Source organism: Stenotrophomonas sp. YJH_SMC_37, assembly GCF_059370035.1.
The window spans coordinates 270,164-289,857 of record NZ_JCAFTG010000003.1 but is presented as its reverse complement, the minus strand read 5'-3'; the positions used below and the strand labels follow the sequence as shown (position 1 = coordinate 289,857).

Below are 19,694 nucleotides of genomic sequence, written 5' to 3'. Positions count from 1 at the left end.
GCAGTGGTAGTGCCGGCCGCTGGCCGGCAACCCACAGCCCCGGTAGTGCCGGCCGCTGGCCGGCAACCTCATTCACCTTCAGACATCTCCCAACCACTGTCGAGCCATGGCCCGACAGCCAACGCGCAGTGATCGACCCACCATGGGGCATGAGCAGCCATCGCCTTCGCCTGGGCCGTCACTCGATCATCGGCCAGGTCTACGTTCTGACAACCACGACACACCAGCGCAGCCGGCTCCTTGAAAGCGAAGCTGCAGCAGCATGTGTAATCGACCAGTTCCACTACATCGAACAGCGCGGGCTCGTACGGTCACACGCATGGGTCGTCATGCCGGATCACGTCCACTGGATGTTCGAGCTACGTGCAGCTGACCTTCCCGACATCGCGCGCCGGATGAAATCGTCAAGCGCCCTTTCCCTGAATCGCCTGGCGGGCCGTCGATGTACGGTGTGGCAGCCCGGCTACTTCGATCATGCAGTGAGGACCGAAGAGTCGCTGGCGCGGCAGGCGCTGTACATCCTGGGGAATCCGGTACGCGCCGGTCTTGCTGGGCAGATTGGCGAGTATCCGTATGCGTGGTCGGCCTGGGGGTGATGCCGGCCAGCGGCCGACACTACCACAGCGCAGATCCCGTTCCGGTGCACAGAGCATCCGTAAGGGTAGTGCCGGCCGCTGGCCGGCAACCGCAGGAACCCGCGAGGAGATGCGTAGCTGCCGGCCAGCGGCCGGCGCTGCCATTCAGTGTTCAGCGCGGCCATTCGCTGTTCAGCGGCGCTTGCGCGCGCTTTGGGCGTGGTCGGCCTGGATGTGATGCCGGCCAGCGGCCGGCACTACCAATCAATGTTCGGCACGGCCATTCGTTGTTCAGCGCCGCGTGCGCGCTTCGGCCGTGGTCAGCCTGGATGTGATGCCGGCCAGCGGCCGGCACTACCACAGCAGAACGGAAGCGAAGCGCAGATCGCGTTCCGGCGCACAGCGCCCGCGATGGTAGTGCCGGCCGCTGGCCGGCAACCGCACGAACCGACGCGGAGATGCGTAGCTGCCGGCCGGCGACCGGCACTACCATTCAGTGTTCAGCGCGGCTTGCGTGTCCGTTTCGGCTTTGCGGTCTCACCGCCGCTGGCGGCGCCATCCTGCAGCGCCTGCAGCCAGGACAAGGTGTCCACATAGTCGATGAAGTGGCGCAGGTAGCCGGGGCTGGTGGCCTGCATCGTGTCCAGCATGCGCTGCACCAGCACCGCCGAGTTCAGCGGGCCGCCGTCAGCCGGGGCCTCGGCGCGTAGCGAGCGGCGCACCTGCAGTTCGCTGCGCAGCTCCGACCATTCGCGCTGCACCTGTTGCAGCATCGGCACCTGCGGGTAATGCGGCAGCGAGCGCGACCCCGCATCGAGGTCACGCACCAATGCGCGCAGGCCTTCCAGGGCGGGCGGCTTACTTGCCATCCGCCGCCTTGGGCTTGGGAATCGGCGCGATCTCCACGCGACGGTTGCGTGCGCGGCCTTCCTCATTGGCATTGGAACTGACCGGCTGCTCGCTGCCGAACGCGGCGGCGAACACGGCATCAGCGGGTACGCCGTCGGCAATCAGGGTGCGGGTCACGGTCAGCGAACGCTGCGCGGACAGCTCCCAGTTGTCGGCAAAGCGGCGGTTGCCTTCGCGCACGGGCGCATCGTCGGTGAAGCCGCTGACCATCAGGATCTCCTCGCGGCTGCCCAGGTAGGCGGCCAGCGGTGCCGCCAGGCTGCGCAGCAGCTCTTTGCCTTCCGGCTGCAGCTGGTCGGAGTTGAGCGCGAACAACACGCTGCCGCTGATGCCGATGCGGCCGTCGACCAGCGTCACGCGACCGGCAGCCAGCGGGCCAGCCAGTGCCTGTTCGAGCGTCTGCAGGCGCTTGGCTTCGGCCTGGCGCTGCTTCACTTCCTGGTCCAACCGCTGCGACAGCTCCAGCTGCACCGCGACCACACCCACCAGGATCAGCACGAACGCGCCCAGCAGCACCGACATCAGGTCGCCGAAGGCGGCCCAGATCGGGGCATGCGAGCCGCCATCGACCTCCAGCTCGTCGCTCATGCGCTGCCGGCCTTGCCGCGGCGCGTGGCCAGCTGCTGCAGTTCTTCCATCACTTGCTTCTGCGACAGCAGGCTGAGGTCGACCACCTCGCGCGCCTGTGCCACGTAGTACGCCAGCTGCTCATCGCTGCGGGCCAGCGAGGCGTCCAGTGCGCCGCCAATCTGTTCCAGGCGGCCGGAAAGCGCGGTGGCGGCACTGCCGAACTGCGCGACTGCTTCACCAAAGGTGCTGGCCAACTGGCCCACTTCACCGGCGCTGCCGTGGAGCGCTGCGGCGATGCCGTCCAGCTTCCCGGTCTCGGCGGCGATATGGTCGGTAAAGCGATTGCCAACGCGCTCCAGCAGCTCGGCCGAACCGCCAACCAGCGCGTCCACGGCGGTGCGCTGTTCGTGCGACGCATGGTTGACCGCATCGAGCAGCGTCTGCACGGTGGCCAGCAGGCGGCCGCGTTCTTCCAGCATTGCGTTGTCGCGTACCAGGCTCTCGGACAGCGTGCTGCGCAGCTCGTTGATGACATCGGCGGCAGCCTTTGGCGCGGCCGCGGCGGTCTGCAGCAGGGTAGACACCTCGGCCAGCGTGGCACTGGCCTGCGCGCGACCGTTCTCGCCGATCTGCTGTGCGGTGGCCGCCAGCGCGTCGCAGACCTGTTGCTGCTGTGCAGCCAGGCGTTCGCCATTGGCCTGCAGGCGCTCGGCCAGCTCGGTGGAAACATGCTGCAAGGCATCGCTCCAGCGCCGCAGGCGCTGTTCGTCGCCAGCCTGCAGTTGCGTCTGCAGGGCGGCGTGGGCCTGCTGCAACTCGGCGCTGACCGCGTCCCAGCGCGCCTGGCGCTGCTGCTCGCGGCTGTCCAGGTTGGCCTGCAGTTCGGCGTGCGCAGTCGCGGCGGCGGCCTGCGCGGCCTGCCACTGCTGCGAGCGCTGCGCTTCATGATCCTGCAGCAGTGACTGGTTGGCGCTGTGCTGCTGTTCCAGTGCCTGCAGCAGCGCCTGCGCACGCGCATCCAGATGTTCGCTGGCGGCGATCAACGCCTGCTGCTGGCGCTCGACCAGCGCGCTGTTGAGGGCCTGCTGCTGCTCGGCGGCGGCACGCAAGGCGTCTGCATTGCTCTGTGCATCGGCCTGCAGGCGCTCGCCGATACGCGCGACGAGTGCTTCGGCGTGCGTGCCCTGGCCATCGCTGAAGGCCTGCAGGTGCTGGCGCAGATCACTCACCAGCGCCTGCTGCGCCTGGGTCTGTTCACTCACCACCTTGGCCCAGCTGGCTTCGGTGGCGACCCGGCTGCGTTCGAAACCGTCGCTCAGGCCCGCCAGCTGCTGTTGCACGGCCCGTTCGACACGGGCATGCAACGCTTCGCCATGGTGAGCCAGACCGGCCAGGGTGGTTTCAGCCATCGGCTGCAGCGCGCTACCGATGGCCGCGGCACTGGCTTCGGCACCTTCGCGCAGCGACTGCTGCAGCGACAGGGCCAGGCGTTCCTGCAGCGCTTGGCTCTGGGTCAGGAACTCGGCCTGGCCGGCCAGCAGGCGCTCATTGGCGGCCGCACTGTGCTGTTCAAAGGTGCTGGTCATCGCCTGCAGGCGGTCGACCAGCGCCGGCAGCGCGGCGGACTGTGCCTGCAGCAGGCGCAGCGATTCGGCGCGCTGCCAGGCCTGCGAGTACGGGTGCAGGTCGCCGGCAATGGCGCGGTCCAGCTGCTGCACGGCCTGCAGGCGGTCGCGGCGCAGCAGCGCGGCCAACAGGCCGAGCATGGCCGAGCTGGCCACGCCCGCGATCGAGGTACCGAAGGCCACCGCCAGGCCCTGCACCGGCGAGGCCAGCGAGCCGCGGATCGCGGCCATGTCGGTCGCGCTCTGCAGGGCCAGTCCGGTGCCACGCAGCGTGTCCATCATGCCCAGCAGGGTACCGAGCATGCCCAGCAGCACCAGCAGGCCGACCAGGTACGGGGTCAGCACCGGTGCGGGCAGGGCGGTGCGCTCGCCTTCCACGCGCAGGCGCACGGCGTTGCGCAGGCCTACCGGCACGCGCTCCAGCCATGGGGCGAGGCTTTCCTTCGCGCTGGACAGGTCATTCAGTGCGGCGCGCAGGCCGTTGCTGGCCTGGCGGTAGCGGTACAGCTCCACGCCGCCGGCGATGTAGCAGGCCGCGATGATCGCCGCCACCGCTGCACCCAACGGATGCACCGAAACGTAGCCAATGCCGATCCAGCACACGGCCAGCAGGCCGACAAGGAAAACAACGACATGGAAAGCAGTTCTGGACATGGTGTTCCGGTCAGTGGGAGCGCAGGGCGTCTTGCAGCCCTTCGATCGGGTGAAAGCGCAGCTGCAGCTCGGCGAGCAGCAGGGTGCGCATGTCATGGCGGAAGGCCGCGCGCCAGCCGGGCTGGCCGTGCACGCGGTCGAAACGGGCGCCGAGCACTGCCGGCGCCGTGGCCAGCAGGCTGTGCTCGCGCGGGGTGAGGGTCTGTTCCATCACTGCATCGACCTCGGCCAGCCGCGCCAGCTCCGGCGAGACCTGTACCAGCTGGTCGCGCAGGCGGCCGCGCAGGCGCCCGGTGGCGGTCTGGATGGCCTGCTGCAACACCCGGTAGCGCTGGCGCAGCGAGGCGAAGTTGGGTGCGGCAGCGGCCTCGGCCAGGTCCAGCAGGCGCTCGGCCTCGGCGTCCTCACTGATCGAGGCGCGCAGGCTGGCGTGCGCCTGGGCGCAGTCGGCCAGCACATCCTCGACCGCTTCGACGGCTTCACCGGGCTCGGGCAGGCGTCCTCCGAGCGCCCCGGACAGGGCCACGGCACGGCTCCAGTCCACCCACTGGCCGAGGCGATCGGTCAGGGCGGGACTGCTGGCCGGCATCGCGCCGTCGCTGAGACGGGCGAGCAGGCGGAGGAACTCCGGTCCACCCAGGACCGGCTGCGCTGCGTTCGCCATCAAGGGGTGAGGGGCCAAAAACCGTTGATTTTACAACCAGATGACCCCGGCTGGATGAAGGCGGGGCCTGGGGGGCGGTACCCGCAGGCGCGACAAGGCTTAGAATGTCCGGCTGCATCCACCCGTTCGATCCTTGGAGTACCCCCATGACTGTTGCGCAGTTCTACCCGATCGGCACCCCCGGACAGCCCTGGGGCGACGCGGAACGCGCACAGTGGCGGGCCCGCCAGCAGCGCCAGCGCAGCTACCATGATGACGTGGTGGCCGCCCTTGAGCGCCTGGACGACAGCGTTTTCGACGTGATCCAGTACGGCCAGCTGGACTATGCACCGGACCATTACCCGCTGTTCGCGGTGGTCAACCACGACTGGAACCCGGCGCTGCCGACCGCGCTGATCACCGGCGGCGTGCATGGCTACGAGACCAGCGGCGTGCACGGCGCCCTGCAGTTCCTGGAACAGGAGGCCGAGCGTTACCTGGCCCGGATGAACCTGATCGTGGCGCCGTGCGTCAGCCCGTGGGGCTATGAGCGCATCCAGCGCTGGAACCCGGATGCGATCGACCCGAACCGCAGCTTCCGTGACGGCGGCCAGATCGAGGAAGCCGCCGCGCTGATGCGCTGGGTGGCCGAGCGCAAGCCGAACCTGCTGGTGCATCTGGACCTGCACGAGACCACCGACAGCGACCTGAACGAGTTCGATCCGGCGCGCTGCGCCCGCGACGGCAAGCCGTTCGAGCGCGACACCATTCCCGATGGCTTCTACGTGATCGGCAACAGTGAAGATCCGCAGGCCGAGTTCCAGAAGGCACTGATCGCCGCAGTGGCGCCCATCACCCACATCGCCCCGGCCGACGCCGAAGGCAATCTGGTCGGCCTGCCGTTGCAGTCGCCGGGCGTGGTCTGGGGCGAATCCCGTTCGATCGGCGCCTGCGCTGGCTTCACCGATGCGCGCTTTGCCACCACCACCGAGGTCTACCCGGACAGCCCGCGCACCAATCCGCAGGAATGCAACGACGCCCAGGTGGCGGCGGTGTGTGCGGGCCTGGATTTCGCCCTGGCCAACTAAGATCCGGCAGCGCCGCCCTCACCACATCGGGCCGGGGGGCGCGCCCTTGCGCCAGCAGACCAGCACAAGCGCGACTACGATTGTCCAAGTGTAGATCTGGAAGGCAACAGGGTTGCGAAAGGGTGAGAACAGGAACGGACCGCCGAGCAGAAGCGCAAAGGCGATCGCATAGACCACCCAGCCCTGCCACGCGCAGGGCAGTCCCCAGCCCCATCCGTGACTGCGCGCTGTAAACCAGTACTTTCTGTCGGCCATATCCTTTGCCCTGTTGCCAGTAGACCGGTGCCGGAAATGCGCCAAGCGGCCGATCAGGAGCAGCACTCTGCCGGGACCTTAGCAGCGCCCGCCAGGTGCATCAAGATGATCAACGTCATCAAGGTGATCACCCCCCGCGCCCAGCGGTGCCGCGAACCCATCCGAAGGCGACGCCTCGCCAGCAGCCCAGAGCATCGCGTCGCCGCAGCTGCGGACTTCTGACGAGGCTCAGCCTGGCCCAGCAACGCCGGGTCCTCGCTGGCAGCGCGGCAACAGGCGCGCTGACAACCGCGGGCCCGGTAGTCCTCTGGGCCGTTCCCGTGCGGCAACCGGCGAACACATCCAGATCGCGCTGGTATACCGTGCTGCTGACCCCGAACAGGCCCAGCAACGAGTGGAAGACGTTGTCATGGCTGTACGCGCGGTGCAGCGCATTCCCACGCATGCAGGCCAGGTCCAGGCCCGCGTTGTGGCTGAACTCCGTTGAGAACCACATCACCATCGGCACCTGGGTCTGCTCGCGCGGGGCGATGAAGTAGGGCGTGCCGTGCAGGTACATCCCGCGTTCGCCCAGCGACTCGCCATGGTCGGACACATAGATCAGTGCGACATCACGCTGGTCCGCATAGCCCTGCAGCAGGTCGATGGCCTTGCCCAGCAGGTGGTCGGTGTGGACCAGAGTGTTGTCGTAGGTGTTGACCAGCGCCTCGTTGCTGCAATGCTGGATCTGATTGCTGTCGCAGGTCGGGCTGAAAGCCCGCGACGCTGCGGGATACCGTTCAAAGTAGGTCGGCCCATGACTGCCGAGCTGATGCAGCACGATCAGGGCGTCGCCGTTGATGGCATCGATGCGTGCGCCCAACTGGTGCAGCAGCACGTCGTCGTAGCAGGTGCCGTCGGCGTTGACGCACTGGCCGGCCACCTTCAGCGCAGGCATGTCCTCGGTCGGTACGCGTTCGCACACGCCCTTGCAGCCGCCGTTGTTGTTGTTGCGCCAGAGCACGCTGATGCCGGTGCGCTGCAGGATGTCGAGCACGTTCTCCTCGGTTGCGGCGCGCACGTCGTCGTACTGGCCTCGGGTCATCTGCGAGAACATGCACGGCACCGAGATGGCCGTGGCGGTCCCGCATGAGGAGACATCATTGAAGCTGATGACGCCTTCCTTGCGCGAGAGCCGGGGATTGGTCGCGCGTGGGTAGCCGTTGAGCTGGAAGTTCTGTGATCGCGCGGTCTCGCCGACGACCAGGATCACCAGCTTCGGGCGCGGGCCCGGCGCGCGCTGTGCGTCCATGCCAATCGCGCGCAGCGGTTGCTGGCGGGTGCTGTAGAGACCTTTCAGATAACCGTGGGTATGCCGCACCACGTTCAACGGCAGCACCTGGTCGCGGATGTGGCGGTTGTTGCGCAGCAGTGAGGAATAGTCCTTGTAGAACGCGAAGCCGATTGCCAGCAGTACCAGCAATGACGCCAGAACGCTGACTGGCCACACCAGCAGCGAACGTATCGAACCGGCCCCGCTGGTGGTGCGCACCAGGGCCAGCCCGGCAGCGGGCAGCACGCCCAGCGCCAGCAGGGTCAACAGCAGTGGCAGCGACAGATAGGCGTTCAGTTCGGCCTGGTTGGTCTCGAACACGTTCTGCACCATGCTGCGATCGATCAGCACGTTGTAGTGCAGCATGAAGTAGCTGCAGGCGGCGCTGACGACAACGAGCAGCACCAGCAGCGGCCTGCGCAGGAACGGCAGTGCCAGCAGTGGCGTCAGCATCAGGTTGAACAGGCAGAAAAGCACCAGCGGCAGGCTGGCCAGGAACAGCACGCTGCGCAGGCTGTTGAGGTCGATCAGCCCCCACAGCGTCTTCCAGAGGGCGATGTTTCCAATCGTGGTGAAGAAAAACGCTGCGGCCCAGACCAGGATGATCGGATGGGGCCGTGGAAAACGGAGGCATTGGCGCACGAGCAGGTTCCGCGGAACAGGAGTGCGCGCAGTATCGAAACGGCTTTATCAGGAAGTTGTCAGCCTTGCCGGGCTAGCCCAGCAGGATCACGCCCCACACTGCGCCGACCATCAACAACGCGGTGGTCTGCGCGGCGCTGCCCATGTCCTTGGCGTTCTTGGACAGCGGATGCTGCTCCAGCGAAATGCGATCAACCACGGCTTCAATCGCCGAGTTGAGCAGTTCCACCAGCAGGCTGATGAAGCAGACCGCCAACACCAATGCGCGCTCGACCGCGCTGATGTCCAGTACGAACGCTGCAGTGATCAACAGCGCGTGCAGGAGCAGCAGCTGGCGAAAAGCAGCCTCGCCACGAAAGGTAGCGATGAATCCGTCTCGCGAATGGATCAGGGTGTGGAAGATGCGGCCCAGGCCGGTCTTGCCATGCGGGTACTTGCCGCTGTCCTTGGGGTGCTGCATGCCGTTTCCGCCGTGAAGTGAGCAATCCCCAGCATGTGCACGCGCGTGTCAGGAAACCGTCAGGCGGGCCATTCCAGGCTGAACCGGCATCCCTGCTGCGAGGAGTGCACCGTCATCCTCCAGCCCAGGTGCTCGACGATGCGCTGCACGATGGACAGCCCCAGTCCCTCGCCATTGTGCGGGCTGCCGGGCACGAAGCGCTGGAACTGCTGTGGGTCGATACTGGAGGGCAGGCCGGGTCCGGTGTCGGCGACGGTGAGTGCGGTGTCGTGGAGGGTGATCCTCACTTCGCCCCTTTCGGTGTACTGGCAGGCGTTGCGCAGCAGGTTCCAGATCACGCTGTGCGCCAGATCTGCGTTGGTGTCCAGCACGGCGTCATGCCGGGCATCAAACGCAACGATCACCGGCTTGCCGGAAATCCACGGTTGGCAGCGCTCCATGCAGGATTCGATCAATGGGCGCAGGGCCACCTTGTTGCGCGGCACGGAGCCGGGGGTACGTGAGAGCAGCAGCAGGCAGGACAGCTGGCGCTGCATCTCCTGGGTAGTGCGCAGGATACGCTCCGCGCTGGGGACCAGGTGGCTGTCGGACGGAAGCTGGCAGGCAAGGGTTTCCGCAGCGCCGCCGATGATGGCCAAGGGCGTGCGCAGCTCATGGCTGGCATCGCCGCTGAAGCATTGCTCGCGATGCAGGAACCGTTCGAGCTCATCACTGTGCCGGGCGAAGGCACGGGCGAGTACACCGATCTCGTCGCCGGCGTCCTGACAGGGAAAGGGCTTCCGCCCGCTCTGCACGGCATCGGCCAACTGCGTGATGGGCGCGATGACGTGCGATGCCACCCTGCGACCGATCAGGAAGGCGCCGAGCACGCAGATCGAAATGACCACCGCGGCAAAGGCATTGATCAGGTGTTCCAGGTAGCCATAGGGTGCAGCGTCCTGCAGCAGGTAGTAGCGCTGGCCGCCACTGTCGAACACACGCAGGTGCCACTCGTCGGGTCCTGCTTCGCCGTGGTAGCCCAGGCCGTACTGGCGCAGCACCATCGGCACGCTATGGCTGTCGTACAGCTGGCTGCCCGGGGGCAGGGCGGGGCGCTCGCCACGGGCCAGCGCTGCCTGCAGCTTGTGCACGGCACTGTCCTGGGTCCGGGCGATGACCGCGGCCCTGACCTGGTCGTAGTCCACCTGTTCGGCCAGGACGATGAAGCCCATCGCGCCGGCCATCAGCAGCACGAACGAAATCGTGATGCGGGTACGCAGGGCCAGGCGGCGGTAGAGAGCGGCAGGGGTCACGCCGGCATGCGCCAGCCGACGCTGTGCACCGTGGCGATCAACGTGGTGTCGAAGCTGCGGTCCACCTGCAGGCGCAGCTCATGGATGTGGGTACGCAGCGCGCCGCTGTCCGGTGGCTCGTCGCCCCAGACCAGGTATTCCATCTCCTGCTTGCGCACCACGGCCGGGGCCGCGCGTACCAGGCACATCAGCAGTTTGTGCGACGTAGGCGTCAGCGCGATGCAGCGCCCCTGTCGCCAGGCCTGCGGCGAGCGCGTATCTACCTGCAAGTCCTTCCACGCCAGTACGCTGTCGACCTGACGGCCCTGGGCGCGTCGCACCAGGGCCTTGATCCGCGCATCCAGTTCCTTCAGCGAGAACGGTTTGACCAGGTAGTCATCGGCGCCGAGAGCGAGGCCCTGCACGCGGTCCTCGACCGGATCGCGCGCGGTCAGCATCAGGATCGGCACCGGGTTCTGGAATTCCCGGCGCAGCTTTCGGCACAGCGTCATGCCATCCAGGCGCGGGAGCATCAGGTCCAGCAGGATGGCGTCGTAGTCGTGCTGCGTGGCCCGGCGCAGGCCGCTGGCACCGTCGCGGGCGTCGTCCAGCACGTAGCCGATAGGCTCAAAGAAAGCGTACAGGTTGGCTACGAGCTCGGGGTTGTCTTCGATGATCAGCAGGCGGGTCATGGCGTGCGTCCTTGCGCGTGGCCGAACTGTGCCCGATCCCTGACTGATTGCCAATGCGCATGCTGAATGGTTCGCGGCCTGGGTTCGGCCGCGTCAAGCGACGTTCAATCGGCCGGCATCTTCGGAAACGAACTGCCAGCCGATATCTTCCGGTCTGTCCGAAAAGAACAGGCTCATGTAGGTCGGCTTGTCCTTGTTGATCAACGAGGTGCGGAACGATTCGACCACCTGTTCGATGGCATTCACATCAGCCGATGATGGGCGCTGGCTTGCATGGGCCGGCAGGCCTGCGGCGAGGCACGCAGCGAGAAGCGCGTTCTGGATTCCGGTGGTTCGCATCGTTCATGACGGCCTTCGTAGGGTGGAAGCGCCGCCGGGGCCACGGCTACAGGGCCCCAGCGCGCTCCGCATTCAACGATGCAGCGCGTCGATGATCAAGCCGGTCGCGATCTCCACCAACAGGTACTCGGTGTCGGACTGGCGCACCCAGCGCTGGCCGCGACCCGGATTGCGCAGGTCATAACGCGCGTAATCATCCACCCAGTAGCGGCGGTCCACTTCGGCCCAGGGCAGGCGGTCGCCACGACGCCAGGCCTTCTTCTGCCAGCCGGGCGGCGGCGCATCACGGTTGTGCGGGCCGCCGGCATGCGGCGGCGGGCCGTTGCCGCGGGCGTGATGCGGCGGGTCAGCGAAGGCGGGGGCCGCAGCCAACGCGGTGGCGGTGGTCAAAGCGATGGCAAGCAAACGTGTGGTCTTCATGGAAGTGCCTCCGTCATGGCCGCAGCATGCGGCGCTGTGGCGGGAATATAGGGCAGTCAGTGTGAATGAATACGGGTTTGGGCGGCACTTTTCTGAACAGACGGCGCGGCCTGCAGCCGCTGCCAGGCAACAGGTCACTGGACCCCGCCCAGGGCTGAATCTGTTGCAGCCCAGCCTCCACCCAACGACAGGAAAAGATCCATCTGCCGGTCAATGCGCTCCGCGCGCGAGACGGCCAATGCGGACTCCGCATCTGCCAGCGCGGCCTGGGCCGAAAGCAGGTTGAGAAAATCGATCCTGCCGAAACGGTAGAGCTGCTGCGCCTGCCCGGCGGCCCGCGCTGCATCCCCACGCGCCTGCGCCAGGCTGCGCTCGCGTTCAAGTTCCTGCGTGCAGGCAGAAAGCGCGGTCTCGGTCTGGCGCAGTGCCTGCAGCACGACGCCGTCAAAGGACGCGAGCGCGGTATCTGCATTGGCACCTGCCGCTGCGACGCGGGCCTTGGCCACGCGGCGGTTGGGCCAGTGCCATGACAGCGCGGGACCGATACTCGCACCGAAGCCGTCGGCCGACAGTAGATGCGCCGGTGTGCCGGCCACGCCCGAAGAGGCGCCCAAGGTGATCTGCGGATAGAGACCCGCCGTCTCGACACCGATCATTGCAGTCGCGGCGGCCAGGCTGCGTTCGGCTGCGCGTACGTCGGGGCGCCGCTGGAGCAGTTGCCAACCATCACCGACCGGCAGCGCCTGCTCCAGGTCCGGGGGGCCTGGGCAGGCTTCGGCCTCCCTGGGATAGTCCGCCGGGAGCCTGCCCATCAATGCGGCCAGTTCGAACAGTGCGGCCTGGCGTTCCGCCAGCAGGTGCGGTATCCCCGCCGCGCTGCGGTTGACGGCGGCACCGGCACGGCTGACATCGAAGTCCGTTCCGCGCCCTCCGGCAGCCAGGCGTCGGGTTGCCTCCAGGGTGGCGCGCTGCACCGCCAGCACCTGCCGGGTTGCAGCGAGCGTGTGATTTCGGGTGCACACCTGGAGATAGGCCCGGGTGACGGCCGCAGCGACGACCACGCGGACCTGGTCCCGCGCCGCAGCGACGGCCTCGGCGTCCGCGTTCGCGGCTTCGATGCCGCGGCGGATACCGCCTGCAAGATCCAGTGGATAGGAGAGGTGAAGGCCCAGCGCGTACGACTGCGGCGCGGCCGACGCCTGGGTGTAGCCACCGGCATGGATGAGCGTGCCCGACGCATCCACGTCGGTCTGTACGGCACCGCGCGCGCGGTACTCCAGCACGGTAGCGCTGGCGCGCCGGAGGTTGGCATCGGCAGCGCGTAGGTCGGTGTTGGCCGCCAGTGCTTCGCGCACGTAGCCGTCAAGCTGGGGGTCGCCATACAGTTCCCACCACCGATCCGGTGGCGCGTCGTGGCTGAACGATGCCTCCCCGCCCGAGACGAATGCCCGCGCTGCCCGTGGCGTGGCAGCGACGGCATTCGCAGGCAGGTGATAGTCGGGGCCGGAGACGCAGGCCGTCATCGGCAGCAGCAGGGCAAGCAGCCCACCGCGTAGTGTTCGCAGGCTCACTTGCAGGCTCCCGCTGCCGAGGGCGCGATGGTCACGCTCGCAGTGCGACCCACGATCAGGCGGGTGTCCGACGGCGCATCATCGATGCGGATGCGTACCGGGATGCGCTGCGCCAGCCTCACCCAGGTGTAAGTTGGCGCCACGGCGGGCAGCAGGTTGTGTGTGCTTGAGCGCTGATCGTCGGCAATGCCGGCGGCGATGGTTTCCACGTGCCCGCGCACGTCGTGGTTGTCGCCCATCAGCCGGGCCACGGCGGCATCGCCCTCGGTGATGCAGCCCAGCTTGGTTTCCTCGAAATAGCCCTCGATGCGCAGGCTGCGGGTGTCGATCAGCGCCAGCGCCTGTGCCCCCGGCTGCAGGTAGTCGCCCGCGTGCAGGTCGAGGTTGGTGATGATGCCATCGGTGGTTGCGCGCACCTCGGTGCGTTGCACGTTGAGCTGGGCAACGCGCTGTTCGGCCCGTGCCTGCGCCAGCGCGGCCAGCTCGGTATCGACCTTGGCGGCGTTGCGTTCGCGGGTTTCCGAAGCGACCAGGTTGCCAAGTGCGTTGTCCCGCGCCGATTCGCGGCGAGCCAGCGCCAGCGTGGCATGCGCGCTCCTGACCGCCGCGTCTGCCTTCTCCAGCGTGGCGGCGAAGCGTGGCTGATCGAGCACCAGCAGCAGCTGGCCGGCACTGACCCGCTGGTTGTCGTGCACGAGCACTTGGGTGACCAGCCCCCCCATGTCCGACGCAACGCGCACCACATCGGCGCGCACCCGTCCATCACGCGTCCACGGGCGTGTTTCGTAACGATTCCAGAGGGAGAACGCGGCAATGGCGGCAAGCGCACACACGACCAGCGTTGCGCTCCAGCGCCCGATAACAGCAAGCAGGTCTTTCATTTCATTTCTCGAGCAGGGGCGAGAGCCGGATCATCAGCTCCGCCAGGATCACGAACAGGGACAGGCCCACCAGCGGCCGCGCGGCGAACAACCGGTACAGGCCGAGGCTGGCGAGCAGACGTGAGGTCAGCATCGACAGCACCAGCGCGGCGGCGGCCACAGCGAGCAGGCCGGGGATCAGCACGCCATCAATGGAAAGATCAGGAAGCATGAGGTCAGCGCCGGTGGGTGAGCGGAGGTACGAGCAGGTCGCAGCGCAACCCGCAGAGCAGGTGCAGCAGATGCTCTCGATCGACCCCGCTGCTGGCCGCAGCTACCTCGCGCATGCGGTCCAGCAGTACCAGAAGATGGATGTCGACACTGCGTGCCGAGTGGACGCGAACCCCGAAATGTGCAGCGATGCGTTCGACCAGCGCCGCATGAAGCGTCCGAACCTGCGGGTTGTGCAGCCGCTTTTCCAGCGCGCGGAGTTGGCTGGATGCTCGTGCCGCACGCACGTCCGCAAACAATGCCCGCAGGTCGTGAGCGGCGCTGGAACGGCCCTGCAGCCTGGGAGCGAGCAGCCCTATTCGATCCAGCATGCGGCTGAGCCACGCGCGGCTCGCACCGCCTTGTCCGGCGGCGTAGCGTGCGATGTCCCGACGGATCGACCGCTCCAGCCGAGCGCGGTTGCGGACCGCATCGGCGGTCTGGAACAGCTGCATGCTGCACAGTGCCACCGTCGTACCGATGAACAACGCAACGCTGTTGTTGAGCGCGCCGACGATGTTGGTCGTATTGGTCGCGCCCAGGCTGGCAATGAGCGGAAACGTCAGCACCACGCCCAAGGCAGCCATGGTGAATGGCGGCCGGGCCAGGAACGATCCGCACAGCAGCAGCACCGGCGCGAGCGCGGCAATCAGGCCGGTGATATCGGACAACGCGGGGAAGATCAGCAGACCGTAGAGCAGACCGACGGCCACGCCGATGCACGATCCCACCAGGTAGCGCATGACATGCGGTGCCGGCGCTTCGATCGTGCCGAACAGCACGCACGCCGTGCCGATGATGGACACCGCCGTGGCGCCCTCCGACCAGCCGGTAGCGATCCATAGAACGCAGCTCAGCAGGATGCCGACGAACGCGCCCAGCGCGCTGCGCAGGGCAAGCCGATGATCCCGGTGAAGTACCGCACCCTGCACATGTCGTGCAAGGCGGGCAGGTACATGCCGACGCCAGTCGGGACGGGTAGTGTGCAGTTGCGCCTGCAGCACGCGGCAGTCGGCGTAGGCGAGGTCGAGCTCGGCCTGTTGCGCGGCGAGGCCGGCCTGCAGCAGATCGCGCCAGCCCGTTGCATCCATCGCGCCGGCCTGTGGTGAACGCAGCCGGTCGATGGAATCTTCCACCGCGCTGGACAGCATCAGGACGTCCAGCATCCGGTCGTGCAGGGCGCGCAGGATCTGCACCTGCGCCACGCCGTGGGCGCTGTCGTAGGGCAGGTGGATCGACAGCACGTGCAGCTCGAGCAGGTCGGCGGCCACTTTCGAGCGGTCCGTCGCCAGCACCGTGTCCGATGCGCCGGCGCGCATGTCCCGTGTCCATCGTTCCGCGTCATCCAGCACGGCAGCGACCCGTGCGTGCACGCGCATCGAGACCCGGCGCGGCAGCACCAGCGCGTGTACCAGCGTTGCGGCCAGGATGCCGATGGCAATTTCCTGCACCCGCGTGATGGCAATGGTGAACACGTCTCCCGGCACCATCACCGCAGGAAAGCCGATCAGGCTGGTGGTATAGCCGGCCAGCAGGAACGCATAGGCACGCGGCGTGCGGTCGAGCATCGCCAGATACAGGCACAGCGCCATCCAGGTGGCGAGCGCGGCGCTCAGCACCAGGGGTGCATTGGCGAAACGCGGCACCAGCACGACGGTGGCGACGGCCCCGCCCACGGTACCGAGCAGGCGGAACAGGCCGCGGCTGAGTGTCGCCCCGGACAGAGGCTGCGATACCAGATAGACCGTGCCGATCACCCAGAACGGGCGATTCAGGCCGATCCATAGAGAGACATACAGCCCCAGCGACGCGGCGAGCAGGCATTTGAGCGAGAAGAGCACCGCCTCCTGATCGGTCCTGAGGGCAGGGCTTTTCAACCGGGCGAATGCCTGGAACACGTGGGGACGGGCAGGAGAGGGGGAGTGCATGCGGCTCATGCTAGTGATCGGCCGCACTGGCGAATTTCGCTACAATGACAGTCAATCGCTAAAACCGGTCAATGTGAGAATGGCTCGCATTTCGCTCCCCGGCTTTGACCTGGACCCGGACGAGACCGATCGCCCGGCGGTTGCCAGCCGCCTGCAGGTGGCCGAGCACGACGCGGAAATTCCGGTGCATGAGCATCGAAAGGGTCAGCTCATTCTTGCGCTGCATGGGGCGGTGACCTGCGAAGTGGCCAATGCGCTGTGGATCGTGCCGCCGCAGTGTGGCGTCTGGATTCCGGGCGGCATGCCGCACAGCAACCGCGCCACTGCCAACGCGCGCCTGTGCTATCTGTTCGTCGAACCCGGCATCGTCGATCTGCCCATGCAGTGCGTGACGCTGGCGATCTCCCCAATGCTGCGCGAGATGATCCTGCACCTGGCCGACGCGCCGCTGGACTACCCGCATGGCAGCCACACCGACCGGTTGGCGCGGGTGTTGCTGGACGAGCTGGTACAGATGCCGGCCGAGCACCTCTCGCTGCCGGTCAGCCATCACCCGAAGGTGCGTGCGCTGGCGGCGGCGCTGTCGGCGGATCCGGCAGACCGCAGCACCATCAGCCAGTGGGCTGTGCGCCTGGCCCTGGGCGAGCGCACGTTGACCCGGCTCATCGAACGGGAAACGGGACTGTCCTTCGGGCGCTGGCGGCAGCAACTGCACCTGCTCATCGCCATTCGGGAACTCGCCGCCGGTGCACCCGTACAACGCGTTTCCGAGACGCTGGGCTATGAGTCGGTGACGGCCTTCATCACGATGTTCAAGAAAGCGCTTGGCCTTTCCCCGGCGCGGTACTTTGCGGTGCGCCTGCGTGGGCAGTAGCAGGGAACAACCCGGAAAGCCATTGCCTGGAACGGCTACTTCAAAGTGCCGGAGACGGATTGAATCGCGGCCACCACTGCAGCAGGATCCTCGCGCTGGAGGGTGTGCCCGGTCGCCAGGTAGCGATGCGAGCCGCGCGTGAATCCCGAGAAGAGCAGGCTATGCCTACAACGGTTTCGGTGATCTGACCGGGCAAGTCAGCCCGGACAGTGGCGCCAGCAGCTTCACCGTGGATGCCGCCGGCAACCGCAAGACGGCTACCGATGCGCGTGGCGTCACCGCCACCTATCACTACGATGCACTCAACCGCCTGATCGGCATCGCCTACCCGGATCCCAATCTGGACGCGGGCTACAGCTATGACGTGGCGCCTGCCGCCTGTGCCGCCGACGAGCGCTTCGCCAAGGGACGGCTGGGGCAGGTGCTGCACGCCAATGGCAGTACCCAGTACTGCCATGATCGCTTCGGCCAGGTCACCCGCAAGGTACAGACCGTCAACGGCGTTGCCAGCACGCTGCGCTACGCCTATAGCAAGTCGGGCCGCCTGACTGCGTTGACCTACCCCGACGGCAGCGTGGCCGACTACGTCCGCGATACCCAGGGCCGCATCAGCCAGATCGGCCTGACCCGCCCCGGCCAGGCCCGCCAGATCGTGGTGAACAACCTGACCTACGCGGCTTTCGGCCCGGCGACCGGTTGGGCCTACGGCAACGGCCGCCAGCTGCAGCGTCCGTTGGATCTGGATTATCGCCCGCAGGCGGTGCATGACCCGGCTGCAGGCGGCCTGTCGCTGGGCTATGGCTATGATCCGGTCGGCTCGATCACTGAGCTGAAGAATGGCGCAGGCTCGACGGTGCTGGCCAAGTACGCCTACGACACGCTGGGTCGCCTGACGCAGACCCAGGACGGGACGACAGGCACCCCGATCGAAACCTATGCGTATGACGCCACCGGCAATCGCACCGCGCTGACCACCTCGGCAGGCACCGCCAGCTACACCTATCCCGCAACCAGCCATCGGCTGATTGCGGTGGATGCCGAGGCGCGCAACCATGACGCGGTGGGCAACACCACCAGCATCGGCGGCAAGACGTTCACCTACAACGATGCCAACCGCATGAACGCAGTGAAGCAGGGCGATGCTGTACTGGAAAGCTACGCCTACAACCATCGCGGTGAGCGCGTACTGCGTACCCCGGCCGGTGGCGCAGCGCAGATCACCTTGTACGACGAAGCAGGGCAGTGGCTGGGCAACTACTCGGCCACGGGCCAGGCGCAGCAGCAGGCCATCTGGCTGGACAACTACCCGGTGGCGTTGATCAACATGCCGGCCACCGGCGTGCCGGAACTGGCCTACGTGCAGCCGGATCACCTGGGCACACCGCGCGTGGTGATCGATCCGGTACGGAATGTCGCGATCTGGGAGTGGAGCAACAAGAGCGAGGTGTTCGGCAACCAGATTCCGAGTGCAGACCAGGACGGGGATGGTGTGGCGTTCGAACTGGCGCTGCGCTTCCCGGGCCAGCAGGCGACGGATGCGAGTGGGCTGTTCTACAACTACCAGCGGGAGTATGACCCTGCGGTGGGTCGTTATTCGCAGAGTGATCCGATTGGGCTCGCAGCGGGGCCAAATACCTTTGGCTACGTGATGGGAAATCCGATGAGTTGGATTGACCCTGAGGGCTTGGAAGTACTTGTATGTAGTCAGCCGGCCTTTGGAGTATCCAACAATCCAATTGATCACCAATGGATTCGTACGGATACAGTTGAGGCAGGCATGGGTGGCACTCGTGGAAACGTACCTGGTAACGACAGTGGAGACATGCCGGGCGATCCCGTGCAGGTGACCAACCATGTCGGTCGTAGCAATGAGCCTGGAGCATCATGCAAAGTGGTTAAAAATGTCGACGAAGCGAGAGTCAATTCCCAGCTTCAGATAGGGAGATCACTTGGTAGGTGGGGGCCTGCCAACCATTGCCAATCATTTGTAGCCAAGACACTTTGGAATGCTAGTACAGTCGAACTGCAGCAAGAGCAGAACAAACGATTGCTCAACTCGAAGGTTCCTGGGCTGAGGTAGGTATGAAGAGATACATGACATGCGTCCTGCTGGCGTCACTTTCTTCGGCATGTGCGGATCAGAAGCAGGGCGCAACGACGAATTCGTTCGACGATGAGCTGATAGAATGTGTTGAGCCCGCTCGACTGAAGACCGAGCCGTGGGGAAAAGCGGGCTCTTTGAAGGGGTGCGAGATTGCTGATGGTCCATTTGTCGCCGCAGATGATGGGTATATTCGTATGCGTGGACCGTTTAAGAATGGGCATAAGGCCGGTGTGTGGCGATGGTACGACCGAAGTGGAAATGTCACTAAAGAAGTCAATTACTCACAGTAGTCTTTGCGGGGGAGGCTGGATGCAGTGCCCTGAAGGACATCCCGTGCCCAGATTCCTCACCCCCGACGAGGTCTCCCTCATCCACAGGCTGCTGCCCGAGACGAACGAGCTGTCCGAACGGTTGTTGAAGGATCTGGCGCTCGCCCAGGTGGAGGACGTGGAGGTCGTCGGATTCGGGGGCGTGGTGTTCCTGTCCAGCACGACCCAGGTCTTCGGAAGCGACATTGCCACGGCGATGCTTGCCGATGCCGACGGCGTGCCGGTGAGAGTCACCCTGTGCCTGGACAATCACGATCAGCTCTTCGAGCTGGAGCTGTGGAAGGTCGACTTCTAACCGATCAT

At 66.3% G+C, this 19,694-nt stretch carries 18 protein-coding genes and 3 pseudogenes; 5 read left to right on the top strand and 16 right to left on the bottom strand.

Features of this window, described 5'->3' with window-relative positions; genetic code table 11:
- The first annotated feature begins 149 nt into the window (after positions 1-149).
- The gene (locus AC5P8J_RS06030) at positions 150-596 is read left to right on the top strand and encodes an REP-associated tyrosine transposase (protein WP_111102401.1); all 447 of its coding nucleotides are present in this window, start codon (positions 150-152) and stop codon (positions 594-596) included.
- A 479-nt stretch (positions 597-1,075) separates the two neighbouring features.
- On the opposite strand, the gene AC5P8J_RS06025 is transcribed toward AC5P8J_RS06030, so the two are convergent.
- Genes AC5P8J_RS06025 through AC5P8J_RS06010 form a run of 4 tightly spaced genes read right to left on the bottom strand, consistent with a single transcriptional unit; the run spans position 1,076 to position 4,997 of the window.
- Positions 1,076-1,444 (bottom strand): DUF2894 domain-containing protein, encoded by a 369-nt coding sequence (locus tag AC5P8J_RS06025; protein WP_099487947.1) that lies wholly within the window; start codon positions 1,442-1,444, stop codon positions 1,076-1,078.
- On the bottom strand, positions 1,434-2,072 hold the full coding sequence (locus tag AC5P8J_RS06020; RefSeq protein WP_478435866.1) for an OmpA family protein: 639 nt from the start codon (positions 2,070-2,072) through the stop codon (positions 1,434-1,436). Before AC5P8J_RS06020 ends, AC5P8J_RS06025 begins: the two co-directional genes overlap by 11 nt.
- Positions 2,069-4,333: a DUF802 domain-containing protein gene (locus AC5P8J_RS06015; RefSeq protein WP_478435865.1), complete on the bottom strand. Its 2,265-nt coding sequence runs from the start codon at positions 4,331-4,333 to the stop codon at positions 2,069-2,071. The genes AC5P8J_RS06020 and AC5P8J_RS06015 overlap by 4 nt, the downstream gene beginning before the upstream one ends.
- A gap of 10 nt (positions 4,334-4,343) precedes the next feature.
- Positions 4,344-4,997, bottom strand: coding sequence for a DUF3348 family protein (locus tag AC5P8J_RS06010; protein WP_134732382.1), 654 nt, complete (start codon positions 4,995-4,997; stop codon positions 4,344-4,346).
- A 146-nt stretch (positions 4,998-5,143) separates the two neighbouring features.
- Between AC5P8J_RS06010 and AC5P8J_RS06005 the strand changes: the two genes are divergently transcribed.
- Positions 5,144-6,064, top strand: coding sequence for a M14 family metallopeptidase (locus AC5P8J_RS06005; protein WP_206621428.1), 921 nt, complete (start codon positions 5,144-5,146; stop codon positions 6,062-6,064).
- A gap of 18 nt (positions 6,065-6,082) precedes the next feature.
- On the opposite strand, the gene AC5P8J_RS06000 is transcribed toward AC5P8J_RS06005, so the two are convergent.
- The 11 genes and pseudogenes from AC5P8J_RS06000 to AC5P8J_RS05950 form a co-directional block, all read right to left on the bottom strand.
- A complete protein-coding gene (locus AC5P8J_RS06000; protein ID WP_227853028.1) occupies positions 6,083-6,385 on the bottom strand; it encodes a hypothetical protein in 303 nt (100 codons plus the stop codon).
- A gap of 61 nt (positions 6,386-6,446) precedes the next feature.
- A complete protein-coding gene (eptA, locus tag AC5P8J_RS05995; protein ID WP_227853830.1) occupies positions 6,447-8,273 on the bottom strand; it encodes a phosphoethanolamine transferase EptA in 1,827 nt (608 codons plus the stop codon).
- 73 nt (positions 8,274-8,346) lie between these two features.
- Positions 8,347-8,733, bottom strand: coding sequence for a diacylglycerol kinase (locus AC5P8J_RS05990; RefSeq protein ID WP_021204238.1), 387 nt, complete (start codon positions 8,731-8,733; stop codon positions 8,347-8,349).
- 59 nt (positions 8,734-8,792) lie between these two features.
- Positions 8,793-10,025 carry a HAMP domain-containing sensor histidine kinase gene (locus AC5P8J_RS05985; protein WP_111102398.1) on the bottom strand — a complete coding sequence of 411 codons (1,233 nt, stop codon included), beginning with the start codon at positions 10,023-10,025 and terminating at the stop codon, positions 8,793-8,795.
- Positions 10,022-10,696 carry a response regulator transcription factor gene (locus AC5P8J_RS05980; protein ID WP_019659910.1) on the bottom strand — a complete coding sequence of 225 codons (675 nt, stop codon included), beginning with the start codon at positions 10,694-10,696 and terminating at the stop codon, positions 10,022-10,024. The genes AC5P8J_RS05985 and AC5P8J_RS05980 overlap by 4 nt, the downstream gene beginning before the upstream one ends.
- Before the next feature lie 117 nt (positions 10,697-10,813).
- Positions 10,814-11,035, bottom strand: a pseudogene (locus AC5P8J_RS05975) (nuclear transport factor 2 family protein); the annotation flags it as partial.
- Positions 11,036-11,107: 72 nt separating this feature from the next.
- Positions 11,108-11,455: an RcnB family protein gene (locus tag AC5P8J_RS05970; RefSeq protein WP_021204235.1), complete on the bottom strand. Its 348-nt coding sequence runs from the start codon at positions 11,453-11,455 to the stop codon at positions 11,108-11,110.
- A gap of 134 nt (positions 11,456-11,589) precedes the next feature.
- A complete protein-coding gene (locus AC5P8J_RS05965) occupies positions 11,590-13,026 on the bottom strand; it encodes an efflux transporter outer membrane subunit (protein WP_111102397.1) in 1,437 nt (478 codons plus the stop codon).
- A complete protein-coding gene (locus tag AC5P8J_RS05960; RefSeq protein ID WP_111102396.1) occupies positions 13,023-13,907 on the bottom strand; it encodes an HlyD family secretion protein in 885 nt (294 codons plus the stop codon). The genes AC5P8J_RS05965 and AC5P8J_RS05960 overlap by 4 nt, the downstream gene beginning before the upstream one ends.
- 1 nt (position 13,908) lies before the next feature.
- A complete protein-coding gene (locus AC5P8J_RS05955) occupies positions 13,909-14,118 on the bottom strand; it encodes a DUF1656 domain-containing protein (RefSeq protein WP_058981710.1) in 210 nt (69 codons plus the stop codon).
- Positions 14,119-14,122: 4 nt separating this feature from the next.
- Positions 14,123-16,093 (bottom strand): FUSC family protein, encoded by a 1,971-nt coding sequence (locus tag AC5P8J_RS05950; protein WP_495216694.1) that lies wholly within the window; start codon positions 16,091-16,093, stop codon positions 14,123-14,125.
- A 70-nt stretch (positions 16,094-16,163) separates the two neighbouring features.
- Between AC5P8J_RS05950 and AC5P8J_RS05945 the strand changes: the two genes are divergently transcribed.
- Complete coding sequence (locus AC5P8J_RS05945; protein ID WP_049426760.1) at positions 16,164-16,958, top strand: AraC family transcriptional regulator; 795 nt, start codon at positions 16,164-16,166, stop codon at positions 16,956-16,958.
- Between the two features lie 35 nt (positions 16,959-16,993).
- Here the strand turns inward: AC5P8J_RS05945 and AC5P8J_RS05940 are convergent.
- A pseudogene (locus AC5P8J_RS05940) lies at positions 16,994-17,131 on the bottom strand (alpha/beta fold hydrolase); the annotation flags it as partial.
- Here AC5P8J_RS05940 and AC5P8J_RS05935 point away from each other — a divergent pair.
- A pseudogene (locus tag AC5P8J_RS05935) lies at positions 17,119-18,648 on the top strand (RHS repeat-associated core domain-containing protein); the annotation flags it as partial. The pseudogenes AC5P8J_RS05940 and AC5P8J_RS05935 overlap by 13 nt on opposite strands.
- A gap of 747 nt (positions 18,649-19,395) precedes the next feature.
- Positions 19,396-19,686, top strand: a complete 291-nt coding sequence (locus AC5P8J_RS05930) for a DUF6984 family protein (RefSeq protein ID WP_111098099.1) — start codon at positions 19,396-19,398, stop codon at positions 19,684-19,686.
- The last annotated feature ends 8 nt before the right edge of the window (positions 19,687-19,694 follow it).

Excerpts from the sequence above, each read along its gene's own strand:
- AC5P8J_RS06010 (WP_134732382.1), bottom strand. The coding sequence starts at position 4,997 with ATGGCGAACGCAGCGCAGCCGGTCCTGGGTGGACCGGAGTTCCTCCGC.
- AC5P8J_RS05980 (WP_019659910.1), bottom strand. The coding sequence starts at position 10,696 with ATGACCCGCCTGCTGATCATCGAAGACAACCCCGAGCTCGTAGCCAAC.
- AC5P8J_RS05950 (WP_495216694.1), bottom strand. The coding sequence starts at position 16,093 with ATGAGCCGCATGCACTCCCCCTCTCCTGCCCGTCCCCACGTGTTCCAG.
- AC5P8J_RS05990 (WP_021204238.1), bottom strand. The coding sequence starts at position 8,733 with ATGCAGCACCCCAAGGACAGCGGCAAGTACCCGCATGGCAAGACCGGC.
- AC5P8J_RS06015 (WP_478435865.1), bottom strand. The coding sequence starts at position 4,333 with ATGTCCAGAACTGCTTTCCATGTCGTTGTTTTCCTTGTCGGCCTGCTG.
- AC5P8J_RS06025 (WP_099487947.1), bottom strand. The coding sequence starts at position 1,444 with ATGGCAAGTAAGCCGCCCGCCCTGGAAGGCCTGCGCGCATTGGTGCGT.
- AC5P8J_RS06030 (WP_111102401.1), top strand. The coding sequence starts at position 150 with ATGAGCAGCCATCGCCTTCGCCTGGGCCGTCACTCGATCATCGGCCAG.
- AC5P8J_RS06005 (WP_206621428.1), top strand. The coding sequence starts at position 5,144 with ATGACTGTTGCGCAGTTCTACCCGATCGGCACCCCCGGACAGCCCTGG.
- AC5P8J_RS05955 (WP_058981710.1), bottom strand. The coding sequence starts at position 14,118 with ATGCTTCCTGATCTTTCCATTGATGGCGTGCTGATCCCCGGCCTGCTC.
- AC5P8J_RS06020 (WP_478435866.1), bottom strand. The coding sequence starts at position 2,072 with ATGAGCGACGAGCTGGAGGTCGATGGCGGCTCGCATGCCCCGATCTGG.
- AC5P8J_RS05945 (WP_049426760.1), top strand. The coding sequence starts at position 16,164 with ATGGCTCGCATTTCGCTCCCCGGCTTTGACCTGGACCCGGACGAGACC.
- AC5P8J_RS05960 (WP_111102396.1), bottom strand. The coding sequence starts at position 13,907 with ATGAAAGACCTGCTTGCTGTTATCGGGCGCTGGAGCGCAACGCTGGTC.
- AC5P8J_RS05970 (WP_021204235.1), bottom strand. The coding sequence starts at position 11,455 with ATGAAGACCACACGTTTGCTTGCCATCGCTTTGACCACCGCCACCGCG.